General features: G+C 71.2%; 21 protein-coding genes. 12 read left to right on the forward strand and 9 right to left on the reverse strand.

Going from position 1 to position 25737, the window contains the following annotated elements:
* From GVN67_RS09725 to GVN67_RS09745, 5 genes are all read right to left on the reverse strand, one after another.
* Positions 1 to 570, reverse strand: a 570-nt coding sequence (locus GVN67_RS09725; protein WP_159995257.1) for an ABC transporter permease, incomplete at its 3' end; no start/stop codon positions are given.
* On the reverse strand, positions 567 to 1574 hold the full coding sequence (locus GVN67_RS09730) for an ABC transporter permease (protein WP_159995259.1): 1008 nt from the start codon (positions 1572 to 1574) through the stop codon (positions 567 to 569). The genes GVN67_RS09725 and GVN67_RS09730, both read right to left, overlap by 4 nt.
* Before the next feature lie 16 nt (positions 1575 to 1590).
* Positions 1591 to 3150: an ABC transporter substrate-binding protein gene (locus GVN67_RS09735; RefSeq protein WP_159995261.1), complete on the reverse strand. Its 1560-nt coding sequence runs from the start codon at positions 3148 to 3150 to the stop codon at positions 1591 to 1593.
* Between the two features lie 26 nt (positions 3151 to 3176).
* Entirely contained in the window at positions 3177 to 7022 is a 3846-nt protein-coding gene (locus GVN67_RS09740; protein WP_159995263.1) for a hydantoinase B/oxoprolinase family protein, read from the reverse strand.
* 21 nt (positions 7023 to 7043) lie between these two features.
* The gene (locus tag GVN67_RS09745; protein WP_159995265.1) at positions 7044 to 7823 is read right to left on the reverse strand and encodes an IclR family transcriptional regulator; all 780 of its coding nucleotides are present in this window, start codon (positions 7821 to 7823) and stop codon (positions 7044 to 7046) included.
* A 276-nt stretch (positions 7824 to 8099) separates the two neighbouring features.
* Here GVN67_RS09745 and GVN67_RS09750 point away from each other — a divergent pair, with 276 nt between their 5' ends.
* The 4 genes from GVN67_RS09750 (at position 8100) to GVN67_RS09765 (ending at position 13016) form a co-directional block, all read left to right on the forward strand.
* Positions 8100 to 8957, forward strand: coding sequence for a neutral zinc metallopeptidase (locus tag GVN67_RS09750; RefSeq protein WP_159995267.1), 858 nt, complete (start codon positions 8100 to 8102; stop codon positions 8955 to 8957).
* An 81-nt stretch (positions 8958 to 9038) separates the two neighbouring features.
* Positions 9039 to 10028: a 4-hydroxythreonine-4-phosphate dehydrogenase PdxA gene (gene pdxA / locus GVN67_RS09755; RefSeq protein WP_159995269.1), complete on the forward strand. Its 990-nt coding sequence runs from the start codon at positions 9039 to 9041 to the stop codon at positions 10026 to 10028.
* Between the two features lie 5 nt (positions 10029 to 10033).
* A complete protein-coding gene (locus GVN67_RS09760) occupies positions 10034 to 10762 on the forward strand; it encodes a pyridoxine 5'-phosphate synthase (RefSeq protein WP_159995329.1) in 729 nt (242 codons plus the stop codon).
* Between the two features lie 175 nt (positions 10763 to 10937).
* Positions 10938 to 13016, forward strand: a complete 2079-nt coding sequence (locus GVN67_RS09765; protein WP_159995271.1) for an HWE histidine kinase domain-containing protein — start codon at positions 10938 to 10940, stop codon at positions 13014 to 13016.
* Here the strand turns inward: GVN67_RS09765 and GVN67_RS09770 are convergent.
* A complete protein-coding gene (locus GVN67_RS09770) occupies positions 13013 to 14035 on the reverse strand; it encodes an NAD(P)-dependent oxidoreductase (protein WP_235035216.1) in 1023 nt (340 codons plus the stop codon). The two genes, GVN67_RS09765 and GVN67_RS09770, sit on opposite strands and share 4 nt — an antisense overlap.
* A gap of 144 nt (positions 14036 to 14179) precedes the next feature.
* On the opposite strand from GVN67_RS09770, the gene GVN67_RS09775 reads away from it, so the two are divergent.
* From GVN67_RS09775 to GVN67_RS09810, 8 genes are all read left to right on the forward strand, one after another.
* Complete coding sequence (locus GVN67_RS09775) at positions 14180 to 14971, forward strand: DeoR/GlpR family DNA-binding transcription regulator (protein WP_159995273.1); 792 nt, start codon at positions 14180 to 14182, stop codon at positions 14969 to 14971.
* 49 nt (positions 14972 to 15020) lie between these two features.
* Entirely contained in the window at positions 15021 to 15860 is an 840-nt protein-coding gene (locus GVN67_RS09780; protein WP_235035217.1) for an HAD family hydrolase, read from the forward strand.
* A complete protein-coding gene (gene phnD, locus GVN67_RS09785; RefSeq protein WP_159995277.1) occupies positions 15857 to 16945 on the forward strand; it encodes a phosphate/phosphite/phosphonate ABC transporter substrate-binding protein in 1089 nt (362 codons plus the stop codon). The genes GVN67_RS09780 and phnD overlap by 4 nt, the downstream gene beginning before the upstream one ends.
* 25 nt (positions 16946 to 16970) lie before the next feature.
* On the forward strand, positions 16971 to 17753 hold the full coding sequence (gene phnC, locus GVN67_RS09790) for a phosphonate ABC transporter ATP-binding protein (RefSeq protein ID WP_408906350.1): 783 nt from the start codon (positions 16971 to 16973) through the stop codon (positions 17751 to 17753).
* The gene (gene phnE, locus GVN67_RS09795) at positions 17750 to 18547 is read left to right on the forward strand and encodes a phosphonate ABC transporter, permease protein PhnE (protein ID WP_159995281.1); all 798 of its coding nucleotides are present in this window, start codon (positions 17750 to 17752) and stop codon (positions 18545 to 18547) included. Before phnC ends, phnE (GVN67_RS09795) begins: the two co-directional genes overlap by 4 nt.
* Positions 18544 to 19374, forward strand: coding sequence for a phosphonate ABC transporter, permease protein PhnE (gene phnE, locus GVN67_RS09800; RefSeq protein WP_159995292.1), 831 nt, complete (start codon positions 18544 to 18546; stop codon positions 19372 to 19374). Before phnE (GVN67_RS09795) ends, phnE (GVN67_RS09800) begins: the two co-directional genes overlap by 4 nt.
* Positions 19374 to 20867 (forward strand): glycerol-3-phosphate dehydrogenase, encoded by a 1494-nt coding sequence (glpD, locus tag GVN67_RS09805; protein ID WP_159995294.1) that lies wholly within the window; start codon positions 19374 to 19376, stop codon positions 20865 to 20867. Before phnE (GVN67_RS09800) ends, glpD begins: the two co-directional genes overlap by 1 nt.
* 67 nt (positions 20868 to 20934) lie before the next feature.
* Positions 20935 to 22293 carry a hypothetical protein gene (locus GVN67_RS09810; protein ID WP_159995296.1) on the forward strand — a complete coding sequence of 453 codons (1359 nt, stop codon included), beginning with the start codon at positions 20935 to 20937 and terminating at the stop codon, positions 22291 to 22293.
* A gap of 17 nt (positions 22294 to 22310) precedes the next feature.
* Here the strand turns inward: GVN67_RS09810 and GVN67_RS09815 are convergent, their stop codons facing one another.
* The 3 genes from GVN67_RS09815 to GVN67_RS09825 all read right to left on the reverse strand — a co-directional run bounded on the left by GVN67_RS09815 (position 22311) and on the right by GVN67_RS09825 (position 25718).
* The gene (locus tag GVN67_RS09815; protein WP_159995298.1) at positions 22311 to 23834 is read right to left on the reverse strand and encodes a UxaA family hydrolase; all 1524 of its coding nucleotides are present in this window, start codon (positions 23832 to 23834) and stop codon (positions 22311 to 22313) included.
* A 5-nt stretch (positions 23835 to 23839) separates the two neighbouring features.
* Positions 23840 to 24850, reverse strand: a complete 1011-nt coding sequence (locus tag GVN67_RS09820) for a zinc-binding alcohol dehydrogenase family protein (RefSeq protein ID WP_159995300.1) — start codon at positions 24848 to 24850, stop codon at positions 23840 to 23842.
* Between the two features lie 70 nt (positions 24851 to 24920).
* Complete coding sequence (locus GVN67_RS09825; RefSeq protein ID WP_159995302.1) at positions 24921 to 25718, reverse strand: transporter substrate-binding domain-containing protein; 798 nt, start codon at positions 25716 to 25718, stop codon at positions 24921 to 24923.
* Positions 25719 to 25737 lie beyond the last annotated feature (19 nt).

Consider the following 25737-nt stretch of genomic DNA (forward strand, 5'->3'; position numbering starts at 1 on the left):
GACCGTTCCCAGCCTGATCCTGGCCATGGCCGTCGCCGCCGTCACGAACTGCTCTTCCTTCTTGGCCATGACCTCGCCGCGGACGAGGCGGGCGTAGCCGGGCCACCAGGACAGCGCGATGGCGAAGATCATGTTGCCCGTCCCCGGGCCGAGCGCGGCGGCGACGGCCATGGCCAGGATCAGGCTGGGCACGGTCAGCATCAGGTCGGAGAGGCGCATCAGCCCCTCATCCAGCCAGCCGCCGAAGAAGCCGGCGATGGCGCCGACGAAGATGCCGATGCCGGCGCCGACGATGACCACCGCCATCCCCGCCAGCAGCGACACCCGCGTCCCCGCCAGCGTCAGGGAGAAGACGTCCTGGCCGACCTCGTTGGTGCCGAACCACCAGGCGGAGGATGGCGGCTGGAAGCGCGTGCCGGTCTGCACCAGCCCGGCGACATGCTCGGGATGCGGCACGATCGCCGGCCCCAGCACCGCGATGACCAGCAGCAGCAAGACAATGCCGAGGCCGAGGACAGAAACCCAGCTGCGGCGGAAGCGGTAGAGACCGCGGCGCAGGCGCTCGCTCATCGCAGCCGCACCCGCGGGTTCAGCAGGCCATAGACCAGGTCGACCAGCAGATTGACCAGCACGAAAAGCGTTCCGATGCAGAGCGTGACGCCGATGATCGGCATGAAATCCTGGGTCAGCACCGCCTGGGTGGCGTAGAGGCCGAGGCCGGGCCAGTCGAAGACCGTCTCCACCAGCACCGTGCCGCCCAGCAGCCAGCCGAAATACAGCCCGATCACGGTCAGCGTCGCCGAGACCGCGTTCTTCAGCACATACTTGAACAGGATCTTCCCCCGCGACAGGCCCAGCGCCCGTTCGGTGGTGACATAGTCCTGCTGCAGCACCTCGATGGTCGAGGCGCGCATCATCCGCGTGATGGTGGCCAGCGGCGACAGCGACATGGCGATGGCCGGCAGCGCCAGGTGCTGCAAGGCGATGCCGAGCGCGGCGAAGTTGCCGGTCAGCAGCGCATCGATGGTGAGCAGCCCGGTGATGGCCGCCGGCGGGTCCTCGGTCAGCGGAAAGCGGCCCGACAGCGGCAGCCAGCCCAGCCACATGGCGAAGCCCAGCTGGAACAGCAGGCCGAGGAAGAAGCGTGGCATGGAAATGGCGCCGAGCGACACCGCCCGCGACAGGAAATCCGGCCAGCGGTCGCGATAGACCGCCGCCATCAGCCCGGCCGGAATGCCGATGGCGACAGCAAGAAGCATCGCCGCCAGCACCAGCTCCAGCGTCGCGGGCAGATAGGTCGAAAGATCCTCCAGCACCGGGCGGCGGCTGAAGATCGAGACGCCCCAGTCGCCGCGCAGCAGCCCGCTGGCATAGTCCCAGTACTGCACCAGCAGCGGCCGATCGAGGCCGAACTCCCTGGCCACCGAGGCGATGTCGGCGGGCGTGGCGTTCGGCCCGGCCGCCAGCCGCACCGGATCGCCGGGCAGCAGGCGGGCGATGGCGAAGACCAGCATCGACAGCCCGACCAGCACCGGCACCAGCAGCAGCAGCCGCCGCAGGATATAGCGGATCATGCGGCGGCCCCCGCGATCAGCCGAGCGACAGCGGGAAGAGCTCCGGCGCGTTGGACGCGACGGGGGTGAAGGCGAAGCCCTTCACCGTGTTGCGCAGCGCCAGCTTGCGCCGCTCCAGCACGCCGAAGATGTCGCAGGCGTCTTCCATGACGATGCGCTGGAACTCGGCGTAGAGGGCGCGGCGCTTCTCCGGATCGGCCTCGGCGCGGGCGCTGGTGATCAGCGCATCGACCTTCTCGTTGCGATAGACCGGGTTCTGCCAGTTGCCGTTGCGCGACGAGTGATAGCCGGCATAGGCCAGGTTGTCGGCATCGCCGTAATTCGCCGTCTGATAGACCGGGAAGAAGTCGGACAGCGTCTCCGGCGAGCGGCAGGAGGCCACCAGATCCGGCCAGATCGCCGAGCGGATCTCCAGCTCGATGTTCAGCGCGCGCAGGCTGTCCAGCAGCACCAGCGCCCAGCGCCGCTGCTGCTCGAGGCCCGAGACATGGGTGATGGTCAGCTTGATCCCGCCATTCGGATGCGCCGACTTGGCCAGGAATTCCTTGGCCCGCGCCAGATCCGTGCGCCAGGGCTGCAGCGTCTTGTCGAAGCCGTCGATGCTCTCGGGCAGCGGGCCGGTCATCAGGTCGGCATAGCCGGCGACATCCAGCATCGCCTGGTAGTTGAAGGCGCAGGAAATCGCGCGGCGCAGATTGACGTCCATGGTGGCGCCGTGCCGCGTGTTCATCTTGATCTGGAAGGTGCGGTATTCCGGCTCGATCACCAGGTCGACGCCGGGCCGGTTCTTCAGCGTGTCCATGTCCTCGCTGGTCAGGTCGAGGGCGATCTGCGATTCGCCGCGCTGGATCATCAGCCGCTGCGTCGCCGTCTCGCGCGTGATCTTCCAGATGGCGCCGGTGAGATTGCCGCCGCCCTGGCGCCAGTTACCGGCGACGCGCTCCAGCTCATAGAGGTTGCCGGGCTCGGCGCGGCGCACGGCGAAGGCGCCGGAGCCTGCGACATTGGCGCGCAGCCAGGCCTGGCCATCATCCTCGGCCTTGTTGGCCTCGACCTGCTTCGGATTGACGATCCAGATCCAGGGCAGCACCTGCAGGAAGGGCACGAAGGCGGTGGCCAGACGGAAGCGCACGGTCTGCGCGTCGACCGCCTCGATGCTGCCGGGCTTCACGATGCCGGCGATCATCCAGACATTGCCGCGGTTCAGCCGCAGCAGACGCTCGAAGGAATAGACCACGGCGGCGGCATCGACCGGCGAGCCGTCGTTGAACTTCGCGGCAGGATTGAGCTTGAAGACGTATTCGGTGCCGTCGGGCGAGATGGTCCAGGAGCTCGCCAGATGCGGCGCCGGCTTCGGCGGATTGCCTTCGACGCGCACCAGCGAGTCATAAACATTGCGCATCATCCAGGCCGTGGAATAGCCGGAGGCCAGATGCGGGTCGAAATTCGGGATGTCCTGGTTGCTCGTCAGCACCAGGATGCGGCGCGACTGCGCCATCGCGCCGGTGCCGCCCAGCAGCAGGGCCGCAGCGGCCGCGCTGCCGGCCAGGATGCCGCGCCTCGTCATTTCCGTCATGCTCAGATCCCCCGTTGCGGGCCGGTTCACGCCGGCACCGCCTGCTGCCCCACCACCACGCCGTAATCCCGCGCGGCCCCTTCGTCGCTCACCAGCCCCAGGCGGCGGTCGCGCGCCAGGGCCTCGGGCGCGCGCTTGCCCGGGTCGCCATAGCCGCTGCCGCCGCTGATGCAGATCTCGACGATCTGCGCCGGGCCCTGCACCTGCACCAGCCGGCCGGTGCCGCAATCTTCCAGCACCGCGCCGGCGGCGTCCACCACGCGGCCCAGCGCGCCGCGCCCGGCCTGGCCGCCGAACAGCCCGTCGATCGGATTGCCGACGCCCTCGGGATAGACCGAGACGAAGCTGACCAGCCCGTCCTCGCGCAGCTTGCGCAGCCGCACCCGCTGGCCGAGGCCGCCGCGATGCTCGCCCGGGCCACCGCTATCCGCCAGATACGTTTTTTCCAGCACGATGACGGGCACCCGCGCTTCGAACAACTCAATCGACGTGTTGGACGCGCTGGTCGGCCAGAGCAGGCCGGACTTGCCGTCGCGCGCCGAGGAAGCGCCCTGCCCGCCGCCGATGAACAGCATGTCGGAATAGGTGCGGCCCTCGGCGTCCTGGCCATAGACATAGGCCGCCATCGGCAGGCCGGTATTGGCCTGCACCTTGTCCGGCGCGGCTTCCGCGAGCGCGCGAAAAATATTCGGCGCCAGGTACCAGCCGGTGCGGGTGCGCAGATTGACCGCCGCCGGCCGCCGCGCATTGAGCACCGAGCCTTCCGGCGCCTCGACGCTGAACGGGCGGTAGCAGCCGGCATTGCCGCGCACGCCGGGCGTCAGCATGCATTTCAGCGGATAGGTCGCATGCGCCGCCGTGTAGTTCATCGTGCAGTTCAGCCCGCCCTGCGGCAGCTGCGGCGGCGCGCCGGCGAAGTCCAGGTGGATCTCCTCCCCTGCCACCGTCAGCTTCAGCGGATAGCGCAGCACCGTGCCCAGCGGGTTGTTGCGGATCTCGGCCTCGTAGACGCCGTCGGCCAGCGCCGCGATGGCGTCGCGCATGGCGCGCTCGGAACGGCCCTGCACCACGGTGGCCAGCGCGCGCAGGTCGCGCATGCCGTAATCGCCCATGAAGGCCAGCAGCCGCTCGGCGCCCAGGCGGTTGGCGGCGACGAAGGAATGGATGTCGCCCAGCACCTGGTCAGGGTTGCGGACATTCTCGCGGATCAGCGTGAACAGCGCGTCGCTCGGCCGCCCCGCCTCGAACAGCTTCATCGGCGGGATCTGCAGGCCTTCCTCGAAGATCTCCCGCGCCCGCAGCGAATCCTTGGTTCCGCCGATGTCGGAGACATGGCCGACGGTGCCCATCAGCCCGACCACCTTGCCCTCGGCGAAGACCGGCGTGACGATGGCAATGTCGAACAGATGCCCGGCGCAGAGCCAGGGATCGTTGGTGATCAGCACGTCGCCCGGCTGCAGCGTCTCGGCCGGGTATTTCGCCAGCAGCGCCTTCACCGCGCGCGGCAGGGTCAGGTTGAACACCGGCATGGCGCGCGGCGAATGCGCCAGCGTCTCGCCCTCGGGGTCGAGCAGCTCGCAGGCGAAGTCCTGGCTCTCCGAGATGACCAGCGAGAAGGCGGTGCGGCAGACCGTCAGCCACATCTCCTCGACGACCGTCACCAGGCGGGACCACATGATCTCGAGCGCGATCGGATCGGCCTCGATGCGGGCGCAGGCCTCTTCCAGCGGCATGTCCGGCGTCACCAGCGCGCTGCCCTGGGCGCTGGCGGCGATGGTGATGCGCAGGTTCAGCCCGGCATCGACATCGACCAGGTCGCCCGGCGGCACGATGGTGGTGGATTCGCGCTCCTCGATGATCGCCGGCCCGGCGATGCGGTCGCCGGCGACCAGGGCGTAGCGGTCATAGACGGTGGCGTCGTGCCAGCCGGCCTCGAACCAGGCGCGGCGCATGCCCTTGACGCGCTCGGCGGAATCGCCGCCGCCGACGGCGCCGGTCAGCGACAGCACCGGCTCGGGACCCACGCAGCGGACGCGGAAATTGATCGCCTCGAGGCGGGCGCCCTCATAGACCGAGGTGTAGCGCGCGGCATAGGTGGCGGCGAAGCCGGCGCGGATCGCGCCCAGGCTGCCGGCATCGACCACGCCGCCCGGCAGCGGCACGTTGATGTCGTGCATCTGCCCGACCAGCCGCATGTCGGCGCTGCGCTCGATGGTGATGGCGGCGGGGTCGACGCCGGCCTCCAGCAGCCGGGCGCGGCCTTCGCCGGCCATGGCGTCCAGCACGCCATTGACCAGCGCCGCGTCGAAGCCGTCGGAAAACTCCACCGGCAGCGAGCGGGCCAATTCAAAGGACAGCGGCGCGGCCAGGAAGCCCAGCGCCGAGGCGGCGCCGGAGGCCGGCGGGATGATCACCTCGCGCACGCCGAGCGCGCGGGCCACATCGGCCGCATGCGCGGGTCCGGCGCCGCCGAAGCCCACCATGGCGTAGCTGCGCGGGTCCTTGCCCTTCTCCACCAGGTGGACGCGGGCGGCGGCGGCCATGCTCTCGACCACGACCTTGTGGATGCCCCAGGCGGCTTCCATCACCTCGAGCTTCAGCGGCGTGGCCACCGTCTCCACCGCGCGCAGCGCCGCGTCGCGGTCCAGCGCCATGCGGCCGCCGAGGAAGAAGCCGGGATCGTAGTAGCCGAGCACCAGGTTGGCGTCGGTGACGGTGGGCTTCACGCCGCCCATGCCGTAGCAGGCCGGGCCCGGGTCGGAGCCGGCGGAATGCGGCCCGACCTTCAGCAGCCCGACCGCGTCGATCTGCGCGATCGAGCCGCCGCCGGCGCCGATCTCGATCATGTCGATCACCGGCGCCTTGATCGGCAGGCCGGAGCCCTTGCTGAAGCGGTGCACGCGGCCCGCCTCCAGCATCGGCGCGATCTCGACGCGGCCATCCTCGACCATGCAGGCCTTGGCGGTGGTGCCGCCCATGTCGAAGGAGATCACGTCCTTCTTGCCGGCCAGCGCGCCGAACAGGGCGGTGGCCAGGCCGCCGCCGGCGGGGCCGGATTCCAGCAGCCGGATCGGGAAGGCCCGGGCGGTCGCCGGCGAGACCAGCCCACCCGCCGAATGCATCAGCCGCAGCGCGCCGGTGAAGCCGCGCGCGGCGAGCTCACGCTCCAGCTTCTTCAGGTAGCGGTCCATCAGCGGCTGCACATAGGCATTGGCGCAGGTGGTGACGCAGCGCTGGTATTCCCACATTTCCGCCACCACCTCGGCGGAAAGCGAGACGGCGAGCTCGGGGAATTCGGCGCGGACGATTTCTCCCACCCGCGCCTCATGGGCGGGGTTGCGATAGGCGTTGATGAAGCAGACCGCGACCGCCTCGACGCCGGCGGCCAGCATTTCCTTCAACGCGACGCGGACGGCATCCTCGTCCAACGCATCGACCACGTTGCCGTCGCGGTCCATCCGCTCCGGCACGTCGCGGCGCAGCTCCCGCGACACCAGCGGCTCCGGGAAGCCCAGGAAAAGATCGTAGATGTCGTAGCGCTGCTCGGTGCCCATCTCCAGGATGTCGCGGAAGCCGGCGGTGGTGATCAGGCCGAGCTTTGCCCCCTTGCGCTCGATCACCGCATTGGTGACCAGCGTGGTGCCGTGCAGGATCTCGCCGACGTCGCCGAGGCGCAGGCCCGCCATCTCCACCAGCTCCTCCAGCCCGAGCAGGGCGGCGGCCGAGGGGTCGTGCGGCGTGGTCAGGCGCTTGTGCAGCCGGACGCTGCCCTCGGCCGCGTCATAGAGGATGAAGTCGGTGAAGGTGCCGCCGATGTCGAAGCCGATGCGCCAGCGATGGCCCAGGGGAGAGGTGGCAGGGATCGTGCTCATCGGAAGGTTCCTCGATCGTCTTCAGGCGGCGGCGCTGCGCAGGCCAGCGCGTTCCGGCACAGCGGCGCCGGGCCTGGCATGGATCTCGCGGGCCTCGGCCAGCAGGGCGGCGATCATGCGCTCGCGCTCGGTGGCATCGACCAGGCTCAGCGGATAGACGAGGCAGAGGCAGGCATCCTCGCCCGGCTGCCGCCCCGCCACGGCGACGGCGATGCTGCCGACGCCGGGATTGCTCTCGTCGGTGGCGATGGCGAAGCCCTCGCGCCGCACCGCCTCGAGCCGCGCCAGCAGCTCGGCCATGTCCTGCGGCGCGGTGCCGCTGGGCGGCGCCAGGGGGGCGGGATGCAGCCGCCGCACCTCCTCGTCCGGCAGGCGCGCCAGCAGCGAGCGGCCGGAGGCGGCGGCGAAGGCCGGCAGCCGCTGGCCCACGGGCGTGCCGACGCGCAGCATGCGGCTGCCCTCGTGGAAGGTCAGGCCGATGACATCGGCGCCGTCGCGGATGCTGACATAGCCGCTATGGCCGAATTGCCGGCTGACCCGGCCGACCGCGGCATGGGCGCGGGCCACCAGCGCCGAATCGCGGCGATAGCTGTGGCCCAGCTCGAACATCAGGATGCCGGGGCGGTAGCCGCGGCTGTCGGGGATGCCTTCGAGGAAGCCGGCCTCGCGCATCGCCCGCAGCAGGCGGGAGACGTTGCTCTTGGGCAGCGACAGCAGCTCCGCGACCTCGGTCACGGTCAGTTCCTGCCGCCGGGCGGAGAAGCAGCGCAGCACCTGGCCGGCCGTGGACAAGGTCGTCATGGGCGGTTCCGAAAAATGGAACAACGGTTCCTGTAAGTGAAACGCTACGCAGAGGCCGCGCCGGCCGCAAGCCTCCAGGTGGCACCTTGCCGCTTTGAAATGCGGCATTCCGGCCCTTGATGCACCGCAACACGGCACATCGCCGCAACCCTGCCTGCTTTGCGTGCAGCGCAGCACGACGAGGGTTGCGAAAGCACCTTGACCCCTGCCCTGCGGGCCGCCATGGCCTGGGACGCGGGGGTCGACCCCAGTCTATGACCAAGACGGGGATGACCGATGCGGCTGGATGGCGCGTTACGCCGGGGTGTGGATATCTGGTACAGCCTGCGCCTGCCGGTGCAGATCCTTCTGCTGATCCTGGTGCTGGCGCTGCCCGTCCTCGCCGTCTGGGGCATCGTCGGCCTGTTCCGCGGCGGCGCCGCCCCCGCGCCGCAGGCGGCAGCGCCCGCCGCGCCCCCGGCCCGCGGCGGCGCGCTGGAGCAGGACTTCGCCACCCGCCTGCTGGAGGACACCACCCGCGGCTGGACGGCGCAGTTCCGCAGCCTGGGCCGGACCTTCCAGCCCGCCGCGCCGATCTTCGCCAATGGCATCGCGCCGACCGCCTGCGACAACGCCCCGGCGCCCTCCGGCCTGTTCTATTGCACGGCCGATGCGCGGATCTATGTCGACCTCGACCGCCAGGCCAAGCTGTCGCAGGGCGGCGATGGCGGCGGCATGACGGTGGCGCTGCTGCTGGCGCATGCGGTCGGCCACCATGTGCAGCAGCAGCTGGGCATGCTCGACCTGGTGCGCGGGCTGCAGGCGCGCTCGCCCGATGCCGCCGGCGCCGACAATCTGCGCCGCCGGGTCGAGCTGCAGGCCGATTGCTTCGCCGGGCTCTGGGCCAAGAGCAGCACGCTGGTCACGGGCCTGGCCGACACCGCGGCGCAGGAGGCCGCCTTCGCCGCCATGCGCGAGGATGCCGCCCGGCCCGCATCGCCGCCGGCCGCGACCAATGCGACCGAGCCGGCCTCGGCGGCGGTGGTGCCCCAGGCGCCGGCGCCGCTGACCGCCGCCGAACGGGCGCAGTGGTTCCGCACCGGAATGCAGCGGGGCGACTTCGCCGCCTGCGACACATTTTCCGGCCTGCCCTGATTTTTCCGGACGCCGCGGCTTGACGAAAGCGGCCGCCGGGCCGCCCATGGGCGGGTCGCCTCGCCTGGATCGGGTCCTGCCATGCCGCTGACATCGCCCCTCGCCCTGACCATGGGCGAGCCCGCCGGCATCGGCGCCGAGATTTCCTTCGGTGCCTGGAAGGCTCTCCGGCAGGACGGGCCTTTCTTTCTGTACATCGGCGATCCGGCGCTGCTGGGCGACGCGCCCTGGCGGGAGATCGCCGATCCGGCCGAGGCCGCCGCGATCTTTCCCGACGCCATCCCGGTGCTGCCGCTGCCATTGGCGGTGCCGGCGGTGCCCGGACAGCTCGACCCGCGCAACGCGCCCGCGGTCATCGCCTCCATCGAGCGCGCTGTCGCTTTGGCGCAATCCGGCGCGGCCGCGGCGGTGGTGACCAACCCGATCCAGAAATCGGTGCTGACCGGCACCGGCTTCGCCTATCCGGGCCATACCGAGTTCCTCGCCGCCCTGGCCCCGGGCGACGGCCCGCCGGTGATGCTGCTGGCCGCTGCCGGGCTGCGCGCCGTGCCGGTGACCATCCACCAGTCCCTGCGCAGCGCCATCGACAGCCTGACGCCGGAAAAGATCATCGCGGTGGCGCGGGCGACGGCGGCGGGGCTGTCGCGCGACTTCGGCATCGCCAGCCCGCGCCTCGCGCTGTGCGGCCTCAACCCGCATGCCGGCGAGGCCGGCACCATGGGGCTCGAGGACCGCGACATCATCGCCCCCGCCATCGCCCGGCTGCGCGCGGAGGGCATCGATGCGCGCGGCCCCTTCCCGGCCGACACGCTGTTCACCCCGCATGCCCGCGCCGGCTACGACGTGGCGCTGGGCATGTATCACGACCAGGCGCTGATCCCGGTGAAGACGCTGGACATGGCGGGCGGGGTCAATGTGACGCTCAATCTCGGCGTGGTGCGCACCAGCCCGGACCATGGCACGGCGCTGGACATCGCCGGCCAGGGCCGTGCCGATGCCGGCAGCCTGGTCGCCGCCCTTCGCCTCGCGGCCGAGCTCGCCGCGCATCGCCTGGAAAGGAAGCCCGCGTGAAGCCGCTGCGCCTCTCGGTCAATGTCGATCACGTCGCCACCCTGCGCAACGCGCGCGGCGGCCGCTTCCCCTGCCCGCTGCAGGCGGCGCGCACCAGCCTGGCGGCCGGCGCCGACGGGGTGACGCTGCATCTGCGCGAGGATCGCCGCCATATCCGCGACGAGGATCTGCGGCGCATCCATGCCGAGCCCGGCCTGCGGCTGAATTTCGAGATGGCGGCGACCGACGAGATGGTCGGGCTCTGCGCCGCGCTGCGCCCGGCGGCCTGCTGCATCGTGCCGGAGAAGCGGCAGGAGCTGACCACGGAAGGCGGGCTCGACGTGCTGCGCGCGGGCCCTGGGCTCGGCGAGGCGATCCGCCGGCTGGCGGGCGAAGGCGTCGAGGTCTCGATCTTCGTCGAGCCGGATGCGGCGCAGATCGAGGCCTGCGCCCGGCTCGGCGCCCAGGCGGTGGAGCTGCACACCGGCACCTATGCCGATGCGGCGCCGGAGGCGCGCGGCCCGCTGCTGGCGCGGCTGGCCGCGGGCGCGCGCGCGGCCGAGGCCGCCGGTTTGTCCTGTCACGCCGGCCACGGGCTGGATTACGTTAGCGTGATCGGCATCGCAGCCATCCCGCAGATCGTCGAGGTCAGCATCGGCCATTTCCTGATCGGCGCTGCGATTTTCGAGGGTTTGCCGGGCGCCATCGCGCGGATGCGCGGCGCCATCGCCGAAGGTCGTGCGCAGATCGTCTAAAAACACGGCTTTCACGGGCATTGCGTATCGATATCGCAACAGTGCAGTCTGTTGCAGACAGCGAAGGGCCTGGCCGATCTCCGGCGGGCCACCGGCGGAAGGAGGCGCGGTGACGTCCAAGAGCCACGCGGCAGGGCCCGGTCGCCCCGCCGTTCCCTGGGACGAACCCTAACCCATGCCGCTCCGGGCCCTGGCGCGCGGTCGCGGCAGGACGCCGCTGGCCTCCCACCTGGCCCTGCTCAGCTTCGTGCTGCTGGCGCCCATCGTCATCCTCGCCGCCGCGCTGACCCATGCCTATGTCGATGCCGAGCGCGACATGCAGCGCCGCCAGGCGCAGGAGCAGGCGCGCATCATCGCCGGCCGCGTCGAGCAGACCATGGCGCGCCGCATCGCCGCGCTGCAGGTGCTGGCCGAGGCGCCGGCGCTGGACCCGCCCGATGCCGAGGCCATCGCGCCGCAGCTGGACGCGGTGGCGCGGCTGCTGGGCGGCAGCGTCACCCTGCAGCCGCCGCGCGGCGGCGCCGGCGACACCCTGCCCGCCGCCGTCGCGACCGGCATCGCCGCGGTCGAGCAGCGCGTGCTGCGCGACCACCAGCCGGCGATTTCCGCGCTGCTGCCGCTGCCCGGCGACGAGGGGCAGGCGGTGCTGCTGGCGGTGCCGGTGCTGCGCCCCAACGCGCTGAACCAGAACGAGCTGCGCGGGCTGCTGTGGCTGCTGATGCGGCCGGAGTCGTTCCGCCAGACCCTGGCCGGCGTGCCGCTGCCGCGCGGCTGGATCGGCAACCTGGTCGATGCCGGCGGCACCGTCGTCGCCCGCAGCTTCCGGCATGACGAATTCCTCGGCCGGCCGACGCCCTTCGAGGCGCAGCGGCACAATCCGGGGCCGAGCGGCGTCTGGATGACGGAGGCGCTGGATGGCCAGCAGGTGATGCTGGCCTATGTCATGCTGCAGGCCACCGGCTGGCGCGCCAGCGTGCTGGTGCCGCTGGCGCAGAGCGAGGGCGCGCTGCAGCAATCTCTGCTGCTGCTGGGGCTGGCCGCGGCCGGGCTGGTGGCGCTGGCGGCGGGGCTGGCCGTGCTCTTCGCCCGCGGCATCGCGCGGCCGGTGCGGGCGCTGGCCCAGGCCGCGCATGCGCTCGGCCGCGGCGACCCGGTGGTGACGCCGCAGGCGCCGATCGAGGAGCTGCACGCCGTCGGCACCGCCATGGCGGCGGCCAGCATCACCCTGCGCGCGCGCGAGCGGGCGCTGGCCGAGAGCGAGGCGCGGCTGGCCCGCGCCCTGAAGGCGGCGCGCATCGCCACCTGGGAATGGGAGGCGGCGACCGACAGCCTGACCGGATCGCGCGGGCGGGAGGCGCTGTATGGCCATCCCGCCGGCACCCTGCGCGACCTGCCCAGCCTGCTGGCGGCGACCCATCCGGAGGATCGCGACCGCCTGGCCCAGGCGATGCATGGCGGGCTGGATCCGGCCGGCAGCGGCGTCTTCGAGGTGGCCTGCCGCGCCGTCTGGCCGGATGGCCGCATCCGCTGGCTGCAATCCCAGGGCGCGGTGATGGAGCGCAGCCCGAGCGGCGAGCCGCTGCGCCTGTCCGGCGTGGTGATGGACGTGACCGACGCGCAAGCCGCGATGGAGCGCGAGAAGCTGCTGGTCTCCGAGGTCGACCACCGCGCGCGCAACGTGCTGACCGTGGTGCAGTCGCTGCTGAAGATGAGCCGCGCCGACGACCCCGCGCATTTCGCCGCCGCCGTGCAGGGCCGCGTCGCGGCGCTGGCCCGGGCGCACACGCTGCTGGCGCGGGAACGCTGGGATGGCAGCGAGCTTTTCGCGCTGGCCCGCGAGACGCTGGGCGGCCATGTCGAGAGCGGCCATGTCCTGCTGCGCGGCCAGGCCGTCGATCTGGCGCCGCATGCGGTGCAGCCGCTGTCGATGGTGCTGCACGAGCTGGCGACCAATGCGGCGCAGCATGGCGCGCTGTCGCGCGGCCAGGGCCAGGTGGTGCTGTCCTGGCTGGTGCAGGGCGGCGTGCTCAGCCTGTCCTGGCACGAGCATCACGGCCCCACGGTCACCCCCCCGGCGCGGCGCGGCTTCGGGCTGCGCGTGGTGGAGAACACGGTCACCCGCCAGCTGGGCGGCAGCGTCGAGCTGCAATGGCAGCCGGACGGGCTGATCTGCCGGCTGCGCATCGCCGCCGGCCGGGTGCTGCGCGGCGAGGCGCCGGCCGATCTCGACCGCAACCTCGCCGGGCTGCGCTAGTTCTTTTCGGTCTGCTTCAGGCGGAACGCGGCTTCCGCATTCACCGCGCCTTCCGGCAGCCGCCCTTCGGCCAGGGCCGCGATCTGCTGGACGGTGTCCATCGCCTGGTGCTCGGTGGCGGCGCGGGTCAGGCCGCCGATATGCGGCGTCGCCACCACCCGCGGATGCCGCGCCAAGGCCAGCGCCGGCATCTGGTCCGGCGCGCGGCCGACATCCAGCGCGGCGCCGGCCAGCCGCCCGCTTTCCAGCGCGGCGAGCAGCGCCGCGTCCTCCACCAGCTCGCCCCGGGCGAGATTGAGGAAGAAGCTGCCGGGACGCATGCAGGCGAAGCGCTCGGCGTTCATCAGCTCGTAGGTCTCGGGCGTCGAGGGCGCCAGGCAGACGACGAAATCGGATTCGGCCAGCAGCGGCTCCAGGCGCATGACGCTGACATCCGGCTGCGGCACCGGGTCATGCACCAGCACATGCATCCCCACCGCCCGCGCCAGCACCGCCAGCCGGCGCGCGATGCGGCCATGGCTGATCAGCCCCAGCGTGCTGCCGCCCAGCTGCCGGCCGAGGAAGGGCTTCGGCTGCTGCCCGGCATGGAAGGCCGCCGCGTAGCGCGAGGTGCCGCGCGCCAGGTCGAGCATCATGCCCAAGCCCAGCTCGGCCACCGCGTCGACGAAGCCCGGCGTCGCCCGCGTCACCAGCACGCCCGCGGCCGAGGCGGCGGCGACGTCGATGGTGCTGATGTCCACGGCCACCCGCAGGAAGGCCTGCAGCCCGGGCGCGGCGGCGAAGGTCTCGGCGGTGCCGGGGGTGGCGCGGCCGGCGACGATGGCCTGGCAGCCGGCGGCGGCGGCGGCGAGCTCGGCCCCGGCCAGCACCCGGCCGGAGGTGTTGCGCACCACCTGGGCATGGCGCGACAGCGCCGCCAGGGCGCGGTCGCCGTAATAACCGTCGAACTCGGCCTCGGTATGGGTGAGGAAGACGCGCATCGCGCGCGCCGTGGGCTCGGCCGCGGGTTTCTGGGGCATGCTTCCTCCTGCGCGCCCCTTGAGGGGGCTTTGTTGCGGCGCCGAGCTTATCGGAGGCGGGGCAGGCTGGGAACCGGCGCCGGATCTGCGAAGTCCCACATCCATGGCTGGGAAGCGGCGGAAGAATGTGGCAGTTTGCAACCCATGGCCCCTCGCAACACCCATGCCCTCGGCAAGCCCGCCCGCCACGCCGCGATCCTGGAGGCGCTGTCCACCGACCCCCTGGTCCGCATCAGCACGCTGGCGGAAAAATTCGCGGTCTCGACCGAGACGGTGCGGCGCGACATCGAGGACCTTTCGGCCCGCGGCATGGTGCGGCGGACCTATGGCGGCGCCTCGGCCTCGCATTCCGCCATCCAGCCGGAGCTCAGCCAGCGCGAGCAGGTGCTGGTGGCCGAGCGCGCCCGCATCGGCCGCGCCGCCGCCGCCCTGGTCGAGGATGGCGCCGTGGTGATGCTCGATGCCGGCAGCACCACGACGCATTTCGCCCGGGCTCTCGCCGCCCGCGGCGTGCGGGCGACGCTGCTGACCAACAGCCTGGACGCGGCGCTGGCCGCCGGCGCCAGCGAGGCCTTGCGCGTGCTGGTGGCCCCCGGCGAGCTCAGCCTGGTGGAGCGCGGCCTCTATGGCGCCGAGACCCATGCCTTCCTGCGCCGCTTCAATGTCGACCTCGCGGTGATCGGCGCCTCGGGTCTGGCCGAGGAAGGCCCGACCGAGGCGGAAAGCCGCGCCGCCTGGGTCAAGCGCGCCATGCTGGAACGCGGCGAGCGGCGGGTGCTGCTGGTCGACAGCTCGAAATTCGGCCGGGTCTTCCTGGAGCGCGTCTGCCCTGCCGCCGAGATCACCGACCTGGTCACCGAGGCCGATCCGCCGGTGCCGCTGGCCGCCGCTTTGGGGCAGCGCGGGCTGCGGCTGACGATTGCCACAGAACTGTAAAAAACATGTTTGACCTGCCACATCGGATAGTGGCAAGTGCAACATGTATATGACACAAGAATCCGCCCGGCCGCGGCCCCTCGCCGTCGCCCCCCAGGCTGAGCTCGCCGGGCTCCGCTGGGTGCTGACCGATATCGACGACACGCTGACCAGCGACGGCAGGCTGCCCGCCGCCGCCTATGCCGCGCTGGAAGCGCTGGACGCCGCCGGCATCGCCGTGGTGCCGGTGACCGGCCGCCCGGCCGGCTGGTGCGACGCCATCGCCCGCCACTGGCCGGTGGCCGGCGTGGTCGGCGAGAATGGCGCGCTGTGGTACGCGCTGGACCGCGACGCGCGGCGGATGCTGCGCTGGCAGGCGCAGCCCGAGGCCGAGCGCCGGCTGCGCCGCGCCGGGCTGGAGGCGCTGGCCCAGGCCGCGCTCGCCGCCGTGCCGGGCGCCGCCATCGCCGCCGACCAGCCCTTCCGTCTCTTCGACATGGCCATCGACTTCTGCGAGGATGCCGGGCCGCTCGGGCTCGACGCCGCCGAGGCCATCGCCCGCGTCTTCCGCGCCGGGGGCGCGGAGGCCAAGGTCTCCTCGATCCACGTCAATGCCTGGATCGGCGCCTGGGACAAGCGCGCCGGGATCGAGGCCTTCTTCGCCGCCCGCTTCGGCGAATTCGCGCAGCTGGCGTCGCGCGTGGCCTTTATCGGCGACAGCCTGAACGACGCGCCGCTCTTCGCCGCCGTGCCCTGCTCGGTGGGCGTCGCCAATGTCGCCCCCTTCCTGGCCGGCATGACCACGCCGCCGGCCTATGTCACCCGTGCCGAAGGCGGCGCGGGCTTCGCCGAATTCGCCGACGCGCTGCTTAAGGCGCGCGGCGCCGTCCTGGAGGAAACCGCCGCATGAAGACCATCCTGCTCGCCAGCTCAGCCCTGGCGCTCTGCCTCGGCCTTTCCGCCGCGCCGGCCGCGGCGCAGCAGGCCTGCGCCTTCCGCGGCGCGCTCGACGAGGCCTTCTGCGACGCCAACCGCGACATGGTGGCCGATGCGCCGACCGAACCGTCGAAGCTGCGCGACCCCTCGACCATCGTCTTCACCTACACGCCCGTCGAGGATCCGGCGCTCTATGCCAGCCAGTTCCGCCCCTTCCTCGACCACCTGACCAAATGCACCGGCAAGCGCGCGGTGTATTTCCAGGTGACCTCGAACGCGGCGCAGGTCGAGGCGATGCGCTCCGGCCGGCTGCATGTCGCGGGCTTCTCCACCGGCCCGACCGCCTTCGCGGTGAACCTGGCCGGCGCCATCCCCTTCGCGGTCAAGGGCGATGCCACCGGCTACGAGAGCTACAAGGTGGTCATGCTGGTGCGCGCCGACAGCCCGTACCAGACGCTCGCCGACCTGCGCGGCAAGCGCGTCGCCCATACCTCGGCCACCTCGAATTCCGGCAACCTGGCGCCGCGCGCCTTCTTCCCCGGCCTCGGGCTGAGGCCCGAGCAGGACTACCAGGTGCTCTATTCCGGCGGCCATGACCGCAGCGTGATGGGCGTCAATGCCGGCGACTACGACGCGGCGCCGGTGGCCTCCGACGTCTGGACCCGCATGGTCGCGCGCGGCCAGGTGAAGCGCGAGAATTTCCGCGTGCTGTGGGAGAGCGAGCCCTTCCCGACCAGCGGCTTCGCCCTGGCCCATGACCTGCGCCCGGAGCTGGCGGAGAAGATCCGCCAATGCTTCCTGGAATACCGCTTCCCCGAGCAGATGGCACGCGACCTGGGCGGCAATGACCGCTTCTGGCCGGCGACCTATGCCGAGCAATGGGCCCCGGTCCGCGCCGTCGCCGATGCGGTGAACGCCCCCTACAACCGCGCCGCCTTCGATGCCGAGAGCCGCCGCGAGCTGGAGGCCGAGGCCCGCAAGCGCGCCCAGAGCCAGCAGCCGGCGGCGCCCACCCATGTGGCGCCGACCGGCGCTGCCCCCGCGACCCCCAAGCCGTAAGTTCGGGAAGAAGATGTCTGCTAGCATGACCGCTTCGGCACCGGCTGCCGGTCTGGCGAGCGCCCTGGAAATCCGGGGCCTCGTCAAGGAGTACGTCGCCGGCAAGCCGGTGCTGCGGGGCGTCGACCTGGCGGTGCCGGCCGAGGGCATCACCGCCATCATCGGCCCCTCCGGCACCGGCAAGTCGACCCTGATCCGCTGCATCAACCGCCTGGTCGAGCCGACGCGCGGCTCGATCAAGCTGCATGGCGAGGAGCTGACCGGGCTCAGCGGGCGCGGGCTGCGCCTGGCCCGCCGGCGCATCGGCATGGTCTTCCAGGAATACAACCTGGTCGAGCGGCTGTCGGTCATGGAGAACGTGCTCAGCGGCCGGCTCGGCTATGTGCCGCTGTGGCGCGCCTGGCTGCGCAAATACCCCGCCGCCGATATCGAGCGCGCCTTCATGCTGCTCGATGCCGTGGGCTTGCCGGAGCATGCGACGCGCCGCGCCGATGCGCTCTCCGGCGGCCAGCGCCAGCGCGTCGGCATCGCCCGCGCGCTGATGCAGCGCCCCGACATCCTGCTGGCCGACGAGCCGACCTCCTCGCTCGACCCGCGCACGGCGGTAGAGGTGCTGGAGCTGCTGACCAGGCTGACGGCCGCCGAGGGCGTGCCCGTCATCATCAACATCCACAACGTCGATCTGGCCAAGCGCTATGCCCGGCGCATCGTCGGCATGTCGGGCGGCAGCGTCATCTTCGACGGCCCGCCGGAGCAGCTGGAGACGCATCATCTGCGCGCCATCTATGGCGGCGAGGACTGGATGTGAGCGCCACCACCTCCCCCTCCCCGACCCGGCGCGTCGCCTTCGCGCCGAACTGGCCGATGCGCATCGCGCTGCTGCTGCTGCTCGCCTACACGGTCTGGGCCTCCAGCCGGCTGGGCCTGACCTGGGACCGCGTCGCGCATGGCATGGGCGAGGGCGGCAAGCTGCTGGCCCGCATGGTGCCGCCGAATTTCGAGCGCTGGTCGCTGCTGCTGGAAGGCCTGCTGGAATCCCTGCAGATCGCCGTGCTGGCCTCGGCCATCGGCATTCTTCTGTCGCTGCCGCTGGGGCTTCTTGCCGCGAGAAACCTGTCGCCCTGGTTCGTGGCCGGGCCGGTGCGCGCGGTGATCGCCGTCTGCCGCTCGCTGCACTACGTCATCGTCGCCATCCTCTTCGTCAAGGCGATCGGCTTCGGCGCGCTGGCGGGGACGGCGGCGCTGGTGGTGGCCTCGATCGGCTTCATCGCCAAGCTCTTCGCCGAGGCCATCGAGGAAATCTCGATGAAGCAGGTGGAAGCCATCCGCGCGACCGGCGCCAGCGCGCTGAAGGTCATCGCCTATGCGGTGCTGCCGCAGGTGGCGTCGCGCTTCATCGGCTTCTGCCTCTACCAGCTGGACAGCAACCTGCGGAACTCGACGCTGGTCGGCATCGTCGGCGCCGGCGGCATCGGCGGCACGCTCTTCGCCGCCTTCAAGCGCTTCGACTACGACTTCGTCGCCGCCATCCTGCTGTCCATCATCGCCCTCATCTTCCTGGCCGAGATCATCTCCGGCCGCGTCCGGGCCGCCCTGCGATGAACGCCATCCCTGCTGCCAAGCACGATCCCGTGGCGCCGCTGCGGCGCGAATGGACCCGGCTGACCGCCGCCCAGCGCATCAGCCGCTGGCTGGTCTGGCTGGTCATCGTCGCCGCCGTCGCCTGGGCGGTGCGCAGCATCGACATCATCCCGGAGTTCCTCGAGGACGCGCCGGAGCAGATGGCCGACCTGCTGGTGCGGATGTGGCCGCCCGACATCGCGCATTACTATCCGGCGGTGCATGACGCGCTGATCGAGACGCTGCATATCGCGACGCTGGGCACCGTCTTCTGCTTCACCCTGGCGGTGCCGCTGGCGCTGATGGCGGCGCGCAACATCTGCCCGATCCGGCCGCTGAACACCCTGGCGCAGCTCGGGCTGGTGGCGTCGCGCTCGGTCAACTCGCTGGTCTGGGCGCTGCTTTTCGTCGCCATCTTCGGCCCCGGCGCCGCGGCCGGCGTCTTCGCCATCGCCTTCCGCTCGGTGGGCTTCGTCGGCAAGCTGCTGTCGGAAGCGCTGGAGGAGACCGACCACGGCCCGCGCGAGGCGCTGCGCGCCGCCGGCGCCAGCTGGGGTGGCGAGATGCTGAAGGGCGTCTGGCCGCAGGTGCAGCCGGCCTTCTGGGGCATCGCGCTGTTCCGCTGGGACATCAATGTGCGCGAGAGCGCCGTGCTGGGCCTGGTCGGCGCCGGCGGCATCGGCCTGGTGCTGGACGATGCCATCAACTTCTTCCAGTGGGAGCGGGTGGCCACCGTGCTGCTGGCCATCCTGGCCGTGGTGCTGCTGGCCGAGGTCATCGTCACCCGCATCCGCGCGAGGCTGCTCTGATGCGCGACGCCTTCGACCTGCTGGTGGTGGGCGGCGGCATCAACGGCGCCGGCATCGCCCGCGACGCGGCGGGGCGCGGCCTGTCGGTGGCGCTGGTCGAGCGCGGCGACCTGGGCGGCGCCACCTCCTCGGCCTCCTCCAAGCTGATCCATGGCGGCTTGCGCTATCTGGAGCACCACGAGTTCCGCCTGGTGCGCGAGGCCCTGGCGGAGCGCGAGGTGCTGCTGCGCCTCGCGCCGCATATCGCCTGGCCGATGCGCTTCGTCCTGCCGCATGCGCCGGAGATGCGCCCGCGCTGGATGCTGCGCGCCGGTCTCTTCTTGTACGATCACCTGGCGAAGCGGGTGACGCTCCCCGCCAGCCAGTCGCTGGATTTCAGGAAGCACACCTGGGGCGCGCCGCTGAACGACGACGCCCGGCACGGCTTCGCCTATTCGGACGCCTGGGTCGAGGATTCCCGCCTGGTGGTGCTGAACGCCCGCGACGCCGCGGCGCGGGGCGCCCGGATCATGGTGGGCACCGAGTTCCTCGGCGCCAGCCGCGACGCCGCGGGCTGGACCGCGCGGCTGCGCGACGCCGACGGGACCGAGCGGCAGGTCCGGGCCCGGGCCATCGCCAATGCGGCCGGCCCCTGGGTGATGCAGGCCCTCGGCGCGGCCGGCGTGCCCGCCCCCGACCGCATCCGCCTGGTGCGCGGCAGCCACATCGTCGTCCCCGCCCTGCATGACGGCGACCAGGCCTATATCCTGCAGAATGACGACCGCCGCGTCGTCTTCGTCATCCCCTATGAGGGCCGCTTCTCGCTGATCGGCACGACGGACGTGCCGCACGACCCGGCCTCCGGCCCGCCGCGCTGCACGGAGGACGAGCAGGACTATCTGTGCCGCGCGGTGTCGCGGCAGTTCCGCAAGCCCGTCACCCGGGCCGATATCGTCTGGACCTATTCCGGCGTGCGGCCGCTGCATGACGACGGCGCCGAGAACCCCTCCGCCGTCACCCGCGACTACGTGCTGAAGCTGGACCATGACGGCGCGCCGCTGCTCTCGGTCTTCGGCGGCAAGATCACCACCTTCCGCCGCCTGGCCGAGGATGCGACGACGCAGCTCTGCCAGGCCCTGGGCCAGCCGCGCCCGGCCTGGACCAGCGGCCCGCCCCTGCCCGGCGGCGATTTCGGCGGGCGCGATGCCACCGGCCTGCTGTCCGACCTGGCCGCGCGCTATCCCTTCCTCGACGGCGCCCTGCTGCAGCGGCTGTTCCGCTGCTATGGCAGCGACCTGCCGGCGGTGCTCGGCACCGCGCGCCAGGCGGAGGACCTCGGCCGCGACCTCGGCGGCGGCATCACCGAGCGGGAGCTCGACTGGATGGTGGCGCATGAATGGGTGCGCTCGGCCGAGGATGCGCTGTGGCGGCGGACCAAGCGGGGGCTGCACATGTCGGCCGAGGAGCGCCAGAACTTCGCTGCCGCCTTCGGGGCCTTGCGGATCGCGGCCTGAGCGGGGGCCGCGGTTGCATCGCTGCCCGGGGGGCCATAGGTTCGGCCAAAGCGCAGGACACACCCCTATGGCCGATCACGATGCCGCGGCGCAGGCCGCCGCCCTGGCCGAGGAATTCGCCCCCGACCTGGGTGCCATCCTCTTCACCCACTACGCCGATGCCGACAGCCTCGACACGCTGCGGCCGGGGCAGACCGACATCGACGCGGTCAATGCCGCCAACCGCGCCGCCGCCGAGGTGCTGGCCCGCCACGGTGTCCAGGTCTTCGTCCAGCGCGCCGACCGCGGCGCCTTCCGCCGCTACATGGATGGCCGCGCCGATACCCAGGCCAACCGCCTGGCCTGGCGCGACCGCGAGCGCCTGCTGCAGGGCGAGACCGCGCTGCGCGTCCTCGGCCTCGACCCCACGCTGGCCAAGCCCCGCCTGAGCGCCGCCAAGATCACCGGCAGCCCGGCCGACCGGCTGATGCGCGCCTTCGGCGAAGGCGGCGGGCCGGAATTCGACGACCTGGCGCTGGAGCTGCTGCTGGCCGGCCGCGACGGCGTGCTGGACGTCGCCCGCCGCAAGGTTGCCGACCGCTTCGGCGACGAAGCCGCCGAGGATTTCTCCGCCAGCCTGCTGGTCCTGGCCGAAGGCGCCGAGATGGGCCCCTCCGGCTGGGCCTCGCTCGTCGCCCTGCCGGTGGCGCTGCAGCCCGGGCCGCTGCCGGATGCCGAGGCGATCGGCGCCAGCATGATCGGCGCCGCCCTGCTGGAGGAAGCGCTGGAAGTGCGCTTCCTGCCGGAATGGCGCGCGCCGGAGCGGCTGGCCAGCCTGTCGCCCATCGCGCTGCGCCGCGTGCTGCTCGACCTGCTCGAAGGCCGCGCCCCCGCCGACCTGCCGCCGGCCCCCGAAGGCTCGCTGCAGGGCCAGGACTTCGCCATGCTGCTCGGCCTGCAGATCGACTGGGACATTCCGGTCTGGGAGGAGGTCGTGCTGAACGGCCTGCCCGAGGCGCCGGAAGAACCCGCCGAAGGCGAGGAGCCGGAGCTGACGCCGGAGCAGCATGCCCGCATGCAGCTCTTCGACCGCTGGCGCGCCGGGGTCTTCGAGAGCAGCGGCGGCTGCGTGCCGCTCGGCCTGGTGGCGGCGTCGGAGACCGGCGCCGAGATCGCCGATTTCCTGACCGAGGCCGGCGCCCGCAGCGAAGGCATCGAGGAGATCCGCAACTTCGTCGCCGTCGCCAGGGAAGAATCGCGCGGCGAGAATGTCGTCTGCGTGCCGCAGGTGGAAGACGACGCGCTGCGCCTGGCGCTCTATACCGAGAGCGGCAATTTCCTCGACGAGCTGCGCATCGAGGCCGACCAGCTGCCGGTGCCGGCGGCCGACATGCCGCCACTGCTCTCGGCCTTCGTCACGCTGGTGGCGCAGCCGCCCGGGGGCTGACCCCCCGGGCGACGGCCTCACATCACCGCGCCGATCTGCCAGGGCACGAATTCATTGCGCCCATAGCCCAACAATTCCGACTTGCTGCGCTGCCCCGAGGCGACCGCCAGGATGTGCTCGAAAATCTGGCGGCCCTTCTCCTCGATCGAGACGCCCTCGAGGATATCGCCGCAATCGATGTCCATATCCTCCTCCATCCGGCGATAGAGGTCGGAATTGGTCGCCAGCTTGATCGAGGGCGTCGGCTTGCAGCCATAGGCCGAGCCGCGGCCGGTGGTGAAGCACAGCACATTGGCGCCGCCCGCCACCTGGCCCGTCGCGGCCACCGGGTCATAGCCCGGCGTGTCCATATAGACGAAGCCGTGCCGGTCGATCCGCTCGGCATAGCGATAGACGCCGCGGAGCGTCGAGGTGCCGCCCTTCGCCGCCGCCCCCAGCGACTTTTCCAGGATGGTGGTCAGCCCGCCCGCCTTGTTGCCCGGCGAGGGGTTGTTGTTGAGCTCGCCGCCGGCGCGTGCGGCATAGTCCTTCCACCACGCGATCAGGTCGACGATCTTCTGGCCGACCTCGCGGCTTTCCGCGCGGCGCGTCAGCAGATGCTCGGCGCCGAAGATCTCCGGCGTCTCCGACAGGATCGCCGTGCCGCCATGCCGCACCAGCAGGTCGACGGCGGCCCCCAGCGCCGGATTGGCGGTCAGCCCCGAATAGCCATCCGAGCCGCCGCATTGCAGCGCCAGGCTGAGCGTCGAGGCCGGCACCGTCTGCCGCACCGAGCGATTGGCCAGCGGCAGCATCTCCTTGATCTTGGCGACGCCCGCCTCGATGGATTTGCGCGTGCCGCCGCTTTCCTGGATCACCAGGCTCTGAAAATGCGTCCCGTCCTCGATGCCATAAGTAGCCTTCAGGCGCGGAATTTGAAAAACCTCGCAGCCGAGCCCGATCATCAGGATGGCGGAAAAATTCGGGTGGCTGGCATAGCCCCATTGGGTGCGCGCCAGCAGGTCGAATTCCTCGCCCTTCGACGCCATGCCGCAGCCGGTGCCATGGGTGAAGGGCACCACGCCGTCGATGTTGGGATAATCGGCGAGGATGCCGGAACGCTGGATCTCCTCGGCGATGAAGTCGACGACGGTCGCCGAGCAGTTCACCGAGCTCAGGATGCCGATATAGTTGCGCGTGCCCACCCGCCCGCCGGGACGGAGAAAACCCTGGAAGGTGGCGGGCGCCTCGCCGGGACGCAGCCCTTCGTCGGGCTTCGCCTCGGTGGCGAAGGCGTAGTCGCGCTCGAACTCCTGGATGACGACGTTGTGCTCATGCACCCAGTCGCCCGCCGCGATGGGCTTCGCCGCGAAGCCGATGATCTGCCCGAATTTCCTGACAGGCGCGCCTTCGGCGATGCTCTCCACCGCCAGCTTGTGGCCTTTGGGCACGCGGCCATGGACAAGAACCCCGCCGGCGGCCTGCATGCCGTCGGCCAGCGCGTCGATGGCGATGACGACATTGTCCGCCGCATGCAGGCGGAGGGTGCGGGGCTCGGTCATGCGCGTCAGACTTCCAGGATCGCCTTGATGACGCCGGCCTCCGGACGCAGCCAGTCCTGGAACAGCTTGGGCGCATCGTCCAGCGAGCCGCGATGCGTGTTCAGCGCGCGGGTCGGCACCTTGCCGGCCTGCATCTGCTTGACGACCTCGGCGAAATCATCCGGCTGCGCGTTGCGGCTGGCGAAGAGCGTGGTCTCGCGCTTGTGGAACTCGGGATCGCTGAAGGTGATGTCTTCCCGCACGACGCTGACCAGCACATAGCGGCCGCCATGGGCGACGAAGCCGAAGCCGCGCTGCATGGCGCCGCGATTGCCGGTGGCGTCGATCACCACGTCGTAGAAATCGCCGTCGGTCAGGCGGGCGGCCTTCTTCTCGGCATCGGCATCGGCCAGCAGCAGCGCATCGGCCGAGAGCTGCTCGCGGGTGAAGGCCAGCCGGTCCTCGCGCATGTCCATGACGGTGACATGGGCGCCGCGCGCCTTGGCGAAGATGATGGCCGACATGCCGATCGGGCCCGAGCCCACCACCAGCACGCGGTCCTGCGCCGTGATGCCGCCGCGCTTCACGCCATGCGCGCCGATCGCCAGGAACTCGATCATCGCCGCGTCGTCGAGCGAGGTCTCGCCGACCGGGATGACATTCTGCGCCGGCACCGACAGGTATTCCGCCATGCCGCCATCGCAATGCACGCCGAGCACGCGGATGTTCTGGCAGGCATTGGTCACGCCCTTGCGGCAGCCGACGCACTTCCCGCAGGACAGGTAGGGCACGATATAGACGTTCTGCCCGGCCTTCAGCCTGCTCTCGGCCGGCGCGCTCTCGACCGTGCCGGACAGCTCATGCCCCATCACCCGCGGATATTCGAGGAAGGGGTGCTTGCCCTGGAAGATGTGGAAATCCGTGCCGCAGATGCCGACGCGGCGGATGCGCACCAGCACCTCGCCGGCGGCCGGCTTCGGCTCGGGGCGGCTGATGATCGACAGCTTGCCGGGCTCGTCGCAGATCAAGGCCTTCATCGGAATCTCTTTCCAGGGTCAGCAGAATATGGAAGGCGCCCGGCATGTCACGCCGGGCGCCGCGTCGAGCTCAGGCCAGCATTTCGGCGGGCAGGCCGACGCCGTGGAACTTCTTGTAGATCTCGTTCAGCTTGCCGTTCTTCAGATTGGCGCTGATCCAGGTGTTCAGCTCGGCCTGGAGGGCGCTCTCGCCCTTGCGGATGCCGATGGCGTAGTTGTTGGTCTTCAGCGTGATCTTCACCTCGAAGGGCGACTGCGGATGGCGCTGGTTGGCCGCCTGCATCACCTGCGGCGAGGTCGCGGTGATATCCACCTGGCCGGAGACCAGCGCGGTGATCAGCGTCGCGTCATCGTCGAAGCGGACGATCTGCGCGCCGGTGTTGCGGTCGGTGAACTCCTTGTCGTTGGAGCTGCCGCGGGTGGTGCCGACGCGCTTGCCGGCCAAGCTCGCGAGATCCTTGATCTCCACGCCCTTCTTGCCGGCGACGACGATCTGGATGACGCCGTAGGGGGCGGAGAAGTCGATGACGCGCTCGCGCTCCGGCGTCACGCTGAAGGAGGCGATGACCATGTCGGCCTTGCCGGTCAGCAGGAAAGGCACCCGGTTCGGGCCGGTCACCTGGACCAGCTCCATCGGCATGCCCCAATCGGCGGCGAGCAGCCGGCCGGTGTCGACATCCGAGCCGCTGGGCTGCATCTGCGCATCGGACTGGCCGAAGGGCGGGTTGCCGAGATCGATGGCCACCAGCAGCTTCTTGCGGGCGCGGATATTGTCCAGCGCGTCGGCGAGAGCCGGGCGGGCCAGCGGGGCGAGGGCCAGGCCAGCGCCGGCGCCGGCGCCGGCGGCGAGCAGGGTACGACGGTTCATTCTTGGTTCCTCCAGCAAA

Origin of the sequence: Roseomonas sp. 18066 (assembly GCF_902706185.1) — a bacterium.
Classification (GTDB): Bacteria; Pseudomonadota; Alphaproteobacteria; order Acetobacterales; family Acetobacteraceae; genus Pseudoroseomonas.